Annotated in this window: 7 protein-coding genes and 1 pseudogene; 3 read left to right on the top strand and 5 right to left on the bottom strand. The window is 71.1% G+C overall.

Annotated features, from left to right (window positions below):
* Positions 1 to 105: 105 nt before the first annotated feature.
* A complete protein-coding gene (gene nrdR / locus ACZ5SK_RS27380) occupies positions 106 to 675 on the bottom strand; it encodes a transcriptional regulator NrdR (protein ID WP_319676698.1) in 570 nt (189 codons plus the stop codon).
* A gap of 581 nt (positions 676 to 1,256) precedes the next feature.
* On the opposite strand from nrdR, the gene lexA reads away from it, so the two are divergent.
* On the top strand, positions 1,257 to 2,036 hold the full coding sequence (gene lexA, locus ACZ5SK_RS27375; protein WP_079659071.1) for a transcriptional repressor LexA: 780 nt from the start codon (positions 1,257 to 1,259) through the stop codon (positions 2,034 to 2,036).
* Between the two features lie 189 nt (positions 2,037 to 2,225).
* Here lexA and ACZ5SK_RS27370 read toward each other — a convergent pair whose 3' ends face one another.
* From ACZ5SK_RS27370 to ACZ5SK_RS27355, 4 genes and pseudogenes are all read right to left on the bottom strand, one after another.
* Positions 2,226 to 4,202 (bottom strand): ATP-dependent DNA helicase, encoded by a 1,977-nt coding sequence (locus tag ACZ5SK_RS27370; RefSeq protein WP_334576663.1) that lies wholly within the window; start codon positions 4,200 to 4,202, stop codon positions 2,226 to 2,228.
* A 190-nt stretch (positions 4,203 to 4,392) separates the two neighbouring features.
* A pseudogene (locus ACZ5SK_RS27365) lies at positions 4,393 to 4,947 on the bottom strand (GNAT family N-acetyltransferase); the annotation flags it as partial.
* Positions 4,948 to 5,019: 72 nt separating this feature from the next.
* Positions 5,020 to 7,020 carry an IucA/IucC family protein gene (locus ACZ5SK_RS27360; RefSeq protein WP_443041218.1) on the bottom strand — a complete coding sequence of 667 codons (2,001 nt, stop codon included), beginning with the start codon at positions 7,018 to 7,020 and terminating at the stop codon, positions 5,020 to 5,022.
* A gap of 35 nt (positions 7,021 to 7,055) precedes the next feature.
* Positions 7,056 to 8,624, bottom strand: coding sequence for a diaminobutyrate--2-oxoglutarate transaminase family protein (locus ACZ5SK_RS27355; protein ID WP_457494457.1), 1,569 nt, complete (start codon positions 8,622 to 8,624; stop codon positions 7,056 to 7,058).
* 429 nt (positions 8,625 to 9,053) lie between these two features.
* Between ACZ5SK_RS27355 and ACZ5SK_RS27350 the strand changes: the two genes are divergently transcribed.
* Together ACZ5SK_RS27350 and ACZ5SK_RS27345 are read left to right on the top strand one after the other, a co-directional pair.
* Positions 9,054 to 10,277 carry a trypsin-like serine peptidase gene (locus tag ACZ5SK_RS27350; RefSeq protein ID WP_334576664.1) on the top strand — a complete coding sequence of 408 codons (1,224 nt, stop codon included), beginning with the start codon at positions 9,054 to 9,056 and terminating at the stop codon, positions 10,275 to 10,277.
* 234 nt (positions 10,278 to 10,511) lie between these two features.
* The gene (locus ACZ5SK_RS27345) at positions 10,512 to 11,714 is read left to right on the top strand and encodes a trypsin-like serine peptidase (protein ID WP_334576666.1); all 1,203 of its coding nucleotides are present in this window, start codon (positions 10,512 to 10,514) and stop codon (positions 11,712 to 11,714) included.
* Positions 11,715 to 11,784 lie beyond the last annotated feature (70 nt).

The following is an 11,784-nucleotide window of genomic DNA, read 5'->3' as shown; positions in this document are numbered from 1 at the left end:
CTGTCTTGTGCTGTGGGCACCCACGCGCTACCGCCCACAACAGGTCTTGGTCCGCCGCCCCGCCCGGCCGTCCCCGGATCCTGTGGTCCGGGTTCGGCCCGTCGGTCAGTCGGCGGCGTGGGCGGGCTCGGGGACCTGTACGGTCCCTCCGCGTCCGCCGTCGTCTTCCCGGCTCCCCGCGGCAGCCTCCGTGTCGCCCTCGCGGTCGTCGTCGTCCGCGGTGGGGCGTGCCGTCTGGTCCCTGAGTTCCGTGATCGCGGCCTCGAAGTCCTCGAGCGAGTCGAACGCCCGGTAGACGGAGGCGAATCGCAGATAGGCGACGAGGTCGAGCTCCTGCAACGGGCCGAGTATGGCCAGCCCCACGTCGTGGGTGGTCAACTCGGCGCTTCCGGTGGCCCGCACCGCCTCCTCGACCCGCTGGCCGAGTTGAGCCAGCGCGTCCTCGGTGACCGGCCGTCCCTGGCATGCCTTGCGCACGCCGTTGATGACCTTGGTGCGACTGAAGGGCTCCGTCACTCCGGACCGCTTCACCACCATGAGCGAGCACGTCTCCACGGTCGTGAACCGACGGGAGCAGTCAGGGCACTGGCGGCGCCTGCGGATCGACGTGCCGTCGTCCGTCGTACGGCTGTCGACGACACGGCTGTCGGGGTGCCTGCAGAAGGGGCAGTGCATGAACTCCAACCCTCCTCACAGCAGACTCAATGGCCTCGCCGGGCCTCATGGGCCCCTCGAAGCAGCCCCCAGCATAGGCGATCCATGAGCATCTGAAGACACCGGGGACCACAACTTCTGGGCCGCTGATGCAATCCAACCACTAGATGTGGGGCTTGGCTCATACATCCAGGCTGTATCGCGTGTCGCTCCCGCCGAGCTCACCCCACGCGATCCCGCCGTCACGCCGAGCACGCGAAATCCACCCCTGCACGCGCGCGTACGGCCGTATCGCCCCGGCAATTACGGCGATACCGTGGGCACCGCAAGGAGGAGAGGTGCGACTCTCGCGCAGAGCGGGGCCGGTTCCCGGCCGACGGAAGACCGGGTGGCAGACTGGGCCCCGCCTCACAAGGTCATCGACCCCGGCGGTGAAGAGTACAACGACGAGCCTTTTCGTCCGCCGGGGACCGCGTTAGCCATACACCCAGACACATGATCAAGTCAGGCTATCCAGGCTTTTTCACTCGAACGTGTGTTTGGCGCAACCTTTCGAAAGCAACTACCGTTGTGCAGCAGGGAGACAACCGAGAGGGGCCGACGTGACCACCACCGCAGACAGTGCCACCATCACTGCCCAGGACCGCTCCCAGGGCCGACTCGAGCCGGTGCATGCGATGAACGAAGCCATGAATCCCGAGGCGCACAAGCGCTCGCTGCCGGGGCGACCTCCAGGCATCCGCGCGGACAGCTCGGGGCTCACGGACCGCCAGCGCCGAGTGATCGAGGTCATCAGGGACTCCGTGCAGCGGCGCGGCTACCCGCCGTCGATGCGGGAGATCGGTCAGGCGGTCGGCCTGTCCAGCACCTCCTCGGTCGCGCACCAGTTGATGGCACTGGAGCGGAAGGGCTTCCTGCGCCGCGACCCGCACCGCCCGCGCGCGTACGAGGTGCGCGGCTCCGACCAGGCCGCCTCCGTGCAGCCCACGGACACCGCCGGCAAACCCGCCGCTTCATACGTCCCGCTGGTCGGCCGGATCGCCGCCGGTGGCCCGATCCTCGCCGAGGAGTCGGTCGAGGACGTCTTCCCGCTCCCCAGGCAACTGGTCGGTGACGGCGAACTGTTCGTACTGAAGGTCGTCGGCGACTCCATGATCGAGGCCGCGATCTGCGACGGCGACTGGGTCACCGTCCGCCGCCAGCCCGTCGCCGAGAACGGCGACATCGTGGCCGCGATGCTCGACGGCGAGGCCACCGTCAAGCGCTTCAAGCGCGAGGACGGCCATGTGTGGCTGCTCCCGCACAACGCGGCGTACGAACCGATTCCCGGTGACGACGCGACCATCCTCGGCAAGGTGGTGGCAGTACTCCGCCGCGTCTGAGTGCGGCGGTGGACGGGCCTGCCCCGTCCACCCCTGTGACTGGGCCCCGGGATCCCTGCGCCGGTTCCGGGGCCCTGTGTTGTGCTGGGGGACCTGTGAGGAGGCGGGTGCCGTCCCTTTGACCGGGACGACACCCGCCTTCGCTGCGTCTACAGGTCACTGCGGCTTGCCGTCATTGCGGCCCTGCCTTCACTGCCCCTCCGTCTGCTTGGCCGTCGCGTCGATCGCCGCGAGCGACCTGCGGACCTGGTCGCGGTCCGTGGTGTACCAGAAGTCCGGCAGGGACGCCTTCAGGTAGCTCCCGTAACGGGCCGTCGCCAGTCGCTGGTCCAGTACGGCGACCACGCCGCGGTCCCCCGACGCCCGTACGAGGCGGCCCGCGCCCTGTGCCATGAGGAGCGCCGCGTGCGTGGCGGCGACGGCCATGAAGCCGTTGCCGCCGGCGTCCTCCACCGCCTTCTGGCGGGCGCTCATCAGGGGGTCGTCCGGGCGCGGGAACGGGATCTTGTCCATCACCACCAGCTGACAGCTGGGGCCGGGGACGTCGACGCCCTGCCACAGCGACAGCGTGCCGAACAGGCAGGTCTTCGGGTCCGCCGAGAAGTTCTTGATCAGCTCACCGAGGGTCTCCTCGCCCTGGAGGAGGATCGGGAACTCGGGGATACGCGTGCGCAGTTCCTCGGCGGCGAGCTGCGCGGCCCGCATGGAGGAGAAAAGCCCGAGAGTGCGCCCGCCGGCCGACTGGATCAGGTCGGTCAGCTCGTCCAGCATGTCGGCGCGGTCGCCGTCCCGCGCGGGACGCGAAAGGTGTTTGGCCACGTACAGGATGCCCTGCTTGCGGTAGTCGAAGGGCGAGCCGACGTCGATGCCCTTCCACTGCGGTACGTCCTCGCCCTGCGTGCCCTCCGGGGCCAGCCCCATCGAGGCGCCCACACCGTTGAAGTCCCCGCCCAGCTTCAGGGTCGCCGAGGCCAGGGTCACGGAGCGGTCCGCGAAGAGCTTCTCCCGCAGCAGGCCCGACACGGACATGGGGGCGACGCGCAGGGAGGCGCCGAAGCGGTCGTGCCGCTCGTACCAGACCACGTCCCACTCGGAGCCGTTCGTGATCCGCTCCGCCACGTCGTGCACCGTCTCCACCGAGGCCAGTGCCTGCTTGCGGACCGCGTCCTCGTCCTGGACGGACTTGTCACGGGTCGCGCCGATGCCCGAGATGACCGTCCGCGCGGCGTCGCGCAGCGCCATCAGGGCGTAGGCGAGGTCCTCGGGGATCTCCTCCAGGCGGCCGGGCAGCGCCAGCTCCATGAGCCGCTCGAAGCCCTCGGCCGCGGTCTGCAGCTGGTCCGCCGCCTTCTCGTTGACCAGCTTCGCCGCCCGGCGCACGGCACGGTTGACCTGGCCGGGAGTGAGCTCGCCGGTGGCGACGCCGGTGACCCGCGAGACCAGTTCGTGCGCCTCGTCGACGATCAGCACCTCGTGTTGCGGGAGGACGGGAGCGCCCTCGATGGCGTCGATGGCGAGCAGCGCGTGGTTGGTGACGACCACCTCGGCCAGCTTGGCGCGCTCACGGGCCATCTCGGCGAAGCACTCGGCCCCGTAGGCGCACTTGGTGGCGCCCAGACACTCCCGGGAGGACACCGACACCTGGGCCCAGGCCCGGTCGGACACGCCGGGCGTGAGGTCGTCGCGGTCACCGGACTCGGTCTCGTCCGCCCAGTCGCGCAGCCGCAGCAGGTCCTGGCCGAGTTTGCTGGTGGGGGCGGCCGCCTCGAACTGGTCGAAGAGGCCCTCCTCCTCGTCCTGCGGGACGCCTTCGTGCAGTCGGTGCAGACACAGGTAGTTCGACCTGCCCTTGAGCATCGCGAACTCCGGGCGCCGGCGCAGCAGGGGATGCAGCGCGTCGACCGTACGGGGCAGGTCCCGCTCCACGAGCTGGCGCTGCAGGGCCAGCGTGGCGGTCGCCACCACGACACGCTCCCCGTGCGCGAGAGCGGGCACGAGGTAGCCGAGGGACTTACCGGTGCCGGTGCCGGCCTGGACCAGCAGGTGGGAGCCTTCGTCGATCGCCTCGGCGACGGCTTCGGCCATGGTCACCTGGCCGGGGCGCTCCGTGCCGCCGACGGCGGTGACGGCGGCATGCAGGAGTTCGGGGAGAGAGGGCTTCGTCATAGCGCGACCACCCTACGGCGCGGCACTGACAAACGTGTCGTCGAGGCGGACGGGAGAGCAGGGATCAAGTCGGTGGGTTCCTCGGTGGAGGTGAACGCGGAGGTGAAAGCGGAGGTGAAAGAGCTGGACGTGAGTGGGAACCGGAGGGGCGCGAGAGACGTTCCAGCGGTGAGGGCACGATTACACAGTGTCACGAAAGCTCGGGCGGTTCTCGGTCCCGGACCATGAGGGCGGCCCGTTTGGTGGGCAGGTCGACCTCGGCGAAGTACCGGAAGCCTGCGCTCAGGAAGGTGGCGATGGACGGAATGTTGCGAAGGTCGGGTTCGGCGACGACGCGGGCACACGCGGGTCTCCTGTCGAGGACGAGGTCGGCGACGGCTCTGAGCAGAAGGCTGCCGAGCCCTCGCCCGCGGTCGGCGACGCCGCCGATGAGGAGGTGGATCCCGGTGTCGTGCGGCCGGGCCGGGTAGTGCCGGGCCAGCGGGTCGAGGTCGGCCCGGTAGATCTCCCAGTAGCTCATCGGCCGGCCCTCCAGCACGCCGAGGCACGGGACACTGCGCCCGGCGTCGGCGAGCTGGCGGCACAGGTGTCGCCGGGTCACGGGCTCGGGTCCGGCCAGTTCCCAGAACGCCGCGACAGCGGGGTCGTTCATCCACCGGCCGACGAGGGAGAGGTCCCGCTCGATCCGTACGGGGACGAGGCGGAACGCCCCCACAGGGGTGGCGATGGGCCCCCAGTCGCTGATGCCGAGGGCAGGGGCCGGGCAGGGGTCGGCGTCGGTCTCGACGGGAGGCACGGCGGGCTCCTCTCGGACGGCTCAGGTACGCAGGGGGTTGGCGATGGTGACGTAGACGGACTGGGTGTCCACCGGGCCGACGAGTTCGTCGAGGCCGTGCAGGCGGGTCAGCAGGTTGGCCTTGCAGCGCAGGGAGGGCGAGTCGAGGAGTCGGGCCGGCAGCGAACTGCGCAGCGGTTCGGGGCCGGAGGCAGCGTCGGCGAGGAATCGCCGGAAGGCGGCGAGCAGCAGTTGCTCGTCGGCGAGCCGCTGGGAGCCGAACGCGCCGATGAGTCCGAACACGTTGTTGATTCCCAGGTAGTAGGCGAACCGCTCGTCGGTGACCTCGTCGGAGACGAAGGTGTCGCTGCGCTCGCCGATGCCGGGCAGCAGGGCGTCGAGGTCCGCGCGGCCGGACTCACGGAAGTAGTAGCCCTGGTTGTCACGGTAGCGGCCACCCATGGGCCAGCCGTCGGGGTCCAGGAGGAGAAGCGTGTTCTGCTGGTGCGCCTCCAGGGCGATCCCCGCCTCGCCGTCGAGCCACAGGACGGGACGGACGACCTGCTCCAGGTAGCGCAGGAACCACTCTGCGGCGACGGTTCCCAGCGGTCGACCGGTCCGTGCGGCGAGGTGGGTGACGATCGAGGCCAGCCGGGAGCGGTGGGCGTGAGCCCGGTCCGGGGAGGCCGCACGGGCCTCGGGTGTCGAGGCGTCCCATTCCGCGGTGCCGCGGGCATAAGGCCTGGGTGCGACGAGTCCGGCGACGCAGGAGACGTCGTCGGCCGGGGCGAACGGGTTGTGGCGGATCATCACGTCGAGGCCCGTCAGCGGAAGGCCATCCGTTCCGTCGACGGCGAGCCAGGCCGGGTCCCGGACGATGTCGAAGCCGGGGTGGGTCGCCAGCCACCGCTTGGACAGGCCGGCGCGCAGGAGGCGGTGCACTTCGACCCCGCGGTGGAGTTCCTTACGGAGGTTCTCGCGACGGGAGTTGGTGATGCGCAGGCCCAGCGACAGTTTGAGCATCGCGGGGGCGTCGGACCGGTGGACGGTGCGTACGGAGGAGGTCGGATGCCACGGAAGGCCGTGCGCGCCGAGGTCCTGGAGCAGTCCGGCGCCGAACAGAGCCTCGACCTCGGGACGGTGGCGGACCTCACGCAGTTGCCAGGGGTGCACCGGCAGCACGGCGAAGCCCTCGGGCAGCGACGGCAGGCCGGCCCCCGCGAGTCGGGCCGTCAGCCGGGCGGCGGGGACGGGACGGCCGGCTTCGGTCCAGGCGGAGTCGGTGGCGAGCGCGGTCGGAGCGACAGCGAGCCAGTGAAGGGGGAAGGCGCCTCGCGACTCGGGCGAGTACCGGTGCGCTTCGCCGTCCGAGAGGCCTTCGCGGCTCTTCGGAGTCGGGTGCAGCGGATGCCCGAGCACCAGCGCCTGTTCGGCGGTCAGGAACAGGTCGGGGCCGCCGGCGGGGCGGTCCCGACGCTCGCCGATGAAGACCGCGGTGCGGCGCACGGAGTCGGCCACACGCGCGACGAGGTCGTCGCCTGCACCGCTGGTGGTGGTGGGAGCGGGTGCCGGGAGAGCTCCTTCGTGGGCCTGGTGGGCCGTCGCGGCTTCGGCGGTTGCGGCGGACGGTCCGCCGCCCGTGGGCGTCTCGCGGGCCAGGAGGGCCGCGAGAGTCACGGCGTCCGCGGGCGGGGACTGCTCGGGTGCGCCGGCCAGGCGCGCGAGGCCGAAGCGATGCCAGCCCGTGGGGGACCAGTAGTGGACGGCGGCGAGCAGAGTGACGCCGCTGGCGGGCAGCGGGACACGGAGGGTGCCGTCTTCGGGGGCGGTCAGGCCCGCCTCGCGTACCCAGCAACGCAGCAGGTTCTCCACGGCCGCGGCCTGGGCCGCCGTACGGGGATCGGGGTGTTCCAGGAGATCGGCCGGGAGGTCGGCGGCGGGCAGGCGCGGCGGTTCGGCGCGGGGGGTCTCCTCCTGCAGCCGGGGGGCCGGGAGCGAAGGTGTGGAGGAGTCGGAGTCGACGGGCTGCGGGGAGGTGGTCAAGGTCGTTCCTCGTGACGTGGTGGGGCCGGCCGCGGTCAGGCAGGGTGCGCCGATTCGGCTGGGTCGCCCTGTCGGGGGACCTGCCCGGGCTGCCGCCGGGGCCAGCCTTGCCGGTGCGCCTGAGCGTGGTCGCCGGGACCCGTATCGCGGATCTGGCCGTGGGCCTGGCCGCGGGAGACCGCCGCCATCGCGTCCGCCAGCCGGTCGAGTACCGCCGCGACCTGCTCGTCGGTGATGGTCAAGGGGGGAAGCAGGCGTACGACGCTGGCGTGCCGCCCACCGAGTTCGACGATCAGGCCGCGCCGCAGGCACTCTCGCCGGACGGCGAGGGCCAGCGCGGGAGCGGCAGGACAAACGGCCTGCGCAGAGATCGAACTTGATGGTGTGCTGGGCACGGCAGCACCAGCACCGGCACCCACCCCGGCACCGGCACCGGCACCGTCGACTTCGGTGAACGCGTCGAGTCCGTCATCGGCGCGAGCGGCGACCAGCGGGGAGCCAATCCCTCCGGGCCCGCATTCCCCCTCGGGGTCCACCATCTCGACCCCGATCATCAGCCCCCGGCCGCGCACGTCGCCCATACCGGGGAACTCCCGGGCCAGGCTGCGGAGCCCGTCCAGCATGCGGGCGCCCAGGGTGGCCGCGCGTTCGGCGAGGCCGTTCTCGCGGACGTAGGCGAGGGTGGCCGTGCCGGCGGCCATGGCGAGTTGGTTGCCGCGAAACGTGCCCGCGTGCGCGCCTGGTTCCCAGACGTCGAGGTCGTCGCGGTAGACGATGACGGCGAGGGGCAGGCTGCCGCCGATGGCTTTGGACAGGACCATCACGTCAGGGGTGACCCCGCTGTGCTCCACCGCCCAGAAGGCGCCGGTCCGCCCGACGCCCGTCTGGACCTCGTCGGCGATCAGCGGGATCGAGCGGTCGGCCGTGATCTGCCGCATACGGCGCATCCAGGCGTCCGGCGCGGGAATCACGCCGCCCTCGCCCTGAACGGGTTCGAGGATCATCCCGGCGGGCCGCCGTACACCCGACTTGGGATCGTCGAGGACGGACTCGGTCCAGCGGGCGGCGAGTTCGGCGCCGCGTTCGCCGCCGACGCCGAACGGACAGCGATAGTCCTGCGGATAGGGCAGCCTGGCCACCCGTACGTCGAAGGCGCCCCCGGACGCTTCGAGGGAGCCGGCGGTCATCCCGTGGTAGGCGCCGGTGAAGGCGAGGACGCCGGTGCGGCCGGTGGCGGCGCGGACCAGTTTGAGGGCGGCCTCCACGGCGTCCGTGCCAGCCGGTCCACAGAACTGCACGCGCGCGTGGTCGGCGAGACCGGCCGGCAGGGTGTGGAACAGCTCGGTGATGAAAGCGTCCTTGACGGGCGTGGCGAGGTCGAGGACGTGCAGGGGCGCGCCCGAGTCGAGGACCCTGCGGATCGCCTCCAGCACGACGGGGTGGTTGTGGCCGAGCGCGAGGGTGCCGGCGCCCGAGAGGCAGTCGAGGTAGCGGCGGCCGTCCGCGCCTTCGATGGTCAGCCCGCGTGCCCGCACCGGCACGATGGGTAGGGCACGCGCGTACGTGCGCGCCGCCGACTCGCGTGCCGACTGGCGCCGCAGGATGCCCTCGTGCGCCGGTCGCGCGCCCGACGGTGCGGCGACGACGGCCGTCTCGGCAGTGGCCGTCCCGGCGGGGAACGCTCCGGCGGAAAACGCTCCGGTGGAACGTCCCGAGGGGACCTCCTCGGGCACTGGCTCGGTCACGGCCACGGCTCCCTGTCCTCCCGCAGTTCAGGGGGCCGGGCGCGGACAGCGGACCCCCCACCGCTACCAACCCCGGACAGCCCTCCTGGTTACGGGTTGCCTCAAGATCCTTGCTGTGACCGAACAGTTGCCGTTCCGTCGGATGTCCCCCACAGCGACCGCATATCGTGTGGTGGCATCGCACCTGGCCGTGAGACCCGCCTGAACTCGTCATGAGATCACCATGAGTTCCGCCCCGGGCGGAACGGCCGGTGTTTCAAGTTCGTTGACAGCAGGGGGAGTCAGACCATGCGATCCATACGGCCGTCGTTCGCCGCTCGTCGGAGGAGGAACGCGCGCCGCAGAACCTCCCCCGTGCTGGGCGCCGTGGCCCTCGCCTCGGTGCTCGCACTCACGGCGACCGCCTGCGACTCGGGCGGCACCGACGCGGACGGCCGGGCCGGCGCGACCGCGTCGGCCGCCGGCGACGGAAAGATCACGATCCCGGACGACATCAAGGACAAGCTCAAAGAGCACGGGATCGACCTCGACAAGTGGAAGAACGGCGCCTGGAAGAACTGGGACAAGGACGACTGGCTGCGGGAGGCGCAGGACTACATCAACCCGATCATCAAGGGGCTGTGGGACCCGGACCGGATGCGGAAGGCCGAGGACCCGGACCGGGCCGTCGACGACGGCGACCTCTCCGGTGACCAGGGCGTGACCGACCCGACGCCGGCGGCGGTGGACGCGAAGGCCGTGCCGACGACGTACCACGCCAACGCCCCCGAGGCGGGCAAGGTGTTCTTCGACTCCCCCGAGGGCACGATGGTGTGCTCGGCGACGGTAGTCCAGGACCCGGCGCACCCCGGCAAGTCCAACCTGGTGTGGACGGCGGGCCACTGCGTGCACGCCGGCAAGGGCGGCGGCTGGTACCGCAACCTCGTGTTCGTGCCGTCGTACAACGACAAGGGCCTGTCGGCCGAGCAGTTGCAGACGGCCACCAAGGAGCAGGCCGCTCCGTACGGGGTCTGGTGGGGCGACTGGACGAAGACTTCGGACCAGTGGATCGCGCAGGGCGGACAGACGGGCGGCCACGGCGCCTCGTACGACTACGCCGTCATCCATGTGACGCCGGAGGAGGGCGGTTCCGGCAAGTCCCTGGAGGAGACGGTCGGTTCGGCGCTGCCGGTGGACTTCAAGGCCCCAGCGGTGCCGAAGATCGACAGCATCACGGCGACCGGCTATCCGGCAGCGGCGCCCTACGACGGGCAGAAGCTGTACCAGTGCCAGGACAAGCCGGGGCGGTTCTCGATCAGCTCCTCGGACCCGACGATGTACCGCATCGGCTGCACGATGACCGGCGGCTCGTCGGGCGGCGGCTGGGTCGCGGCCGGGTCGGACGGCAAGCCCGCGCTGGTGTCCAACACCTCGATCGGCCCGGCGAAGGCCGGTTGGCTCGCAGGACCGCGGCTGGGTGACGTGGCCAAGGGTGTGTACGACTCGGTGAGCGACAAGTTCGCCGGTCAGTAGCCGGATCGGCGGTGGGGTGCCTGTCGGGAACCTTCACCATCCCACCGCCGTTCGTCCCGAATTCCCCGGGCATAGTGGGGTGTCGCCTGCGCGTGGTCGCCGTACGAACTCGAGCGACCCCATGACAGGCGCATGACATGACAGGGCAGGGTCCCATGGGCCCTGTCGAATCCCACGCTCCGACGATCCACACGCTTCAACGGATCCACATGCTTCAACGGGGGACATCGCACCATGCGTTCCACACGTACGCCCATCGCGCACCGGCACGGCCGGCGGCGCACTCTGCTCGCCGCCGGGCTCGTCACCGCCCTGGCACTGACGGCGACCGCCTGCAACGGCTCGGACGAGGACAAGGCCGGCGCCGGAACCTCCCGGACCGCCGACACCGGCCCCGGTGACGGCAAGGTCAAGGTTCCCGCCGACATCGCCGGCAAGCTCAAGCAGCACGGCATCGACGTCGACAAGTGGGCCGACGGCGGCTGGCAGGACTGGGACAAGGACAAGTGGCTCAGCGCCGCCAAGGACTTCGTCAACCCGGTGATCGAGGGCCTGTGGAAGCCGGAGCGGATGCAGTCCGCGAAGGAGGCGAACAAGACGGTCACGACCAAGGACGCCGCCGCCGACCAGGGCGTCAGCGACCCCGAGCCGGCGGCCGTCCAGGCGGCGGCCGAGAAGACGCCGTATCACGAGAACGCGGCCCCGGTCGGCAAGGTCTTCTTCGACTCGCCCGAGGGGGCGATGGTCTGCTCGGGCACGGTCATCAAGGACGTGAACCACCCGGGCAAGTCCAACCTCGTCTGGACAGCCGGTCACTGCGTACACGCCGGCGGCGCCGGCGGCTGGTACCGCAACCTCGTGTTCGTCCCGGCCTACAACGACCTCGGCAAGAGCGAGGCGCAGCTCGGCAACGCCACGGCGGCGGAGATCTCCCCCTACGGCAACTGGTGGGCGGACTGGGCGTCGACCTCGAACGAGTGGATCGCCGGCGGCTCGGAGACGGGCGGCGCGGGTGCCGCCTACGACTACGCCGTCTTGCACGTGACGCCGGAGCAGGGCGCCAAGTCGCTGGAGGAGACGGTCGGCGGGGCGCTGGACGTGGACTTCTCCGCGCCGTCCGCGACCGAGGTGAACACGATGGGTGCCTGGGGCTACCCGGCTGCGCCGCCCTACAACGGGCTGAAGATGTTCAAGTGCCTCGACCGGCCCGGGCGGTTCTCGCTGAGCACCTCGCTGCCGGCGATGTACCGCATCGGCTGCACGATGACCGGCGGTTCCTCCGGCGGCGGCTGGTTCCGGGTGGTCAACGGCAAGACCGAGCTGGTCTCCAACACCTCGATCGGCCCGGCCGACAACACCTGGCTGGCGGGCCCGCAGCTCGGCCGGGAGGCCGAGGCGCTCTACCAGAACATGAGCAAGACCTACGGCGGCAAGTGAGCCGTGCACGCCGAAGGCCCGCCCCCTGCGATCACTGCGATCAGCAGAGGGCGGGCCTTCGGGCGTTGGG

The organism is Streptomyces sp. NPDC031474, from assembly GCF_055581185.1.
Note: the sequence above shows the minus strand (reverse complement) of the source record. Positions and strands in the feature narration are given on the sequence as shown.

What these genes read in the sequence shown, in the direction of transcription:
- nrdR (WP_319676698.1), bottom strand. Translation starts at nt 675, where the DNA reads ATGCACTGCCCCTTCTGCAGGCACCCCGACAGCCGTGTCGTCGACAGC.
- ACZ5SK_RS27370 (WP_334576663.1), bottom strand. Translation starts at nt 4,202, where the DNA reads ATGACGAAGCCCTCTCTCCCCGAACTCCTGCATGCCGCCGTCACCGCC.
- ACZ5SK_RS27350 (WP_334576664.1), top strand. Translation starts at nt 9,054, where the DNA reads ATGCGATCCATACGGCCGTCGTTCGCCGCTCGTCGGAGGAGGAACGCG.
- ACZ5SK_RS27345 (WP_334576666.1), top strand. Translation starts at nt 10,512, where the DNA reads ATGCGTTCCACACGTACGCCCATCGCGCACCGGCACGGCCGGCGGCGC.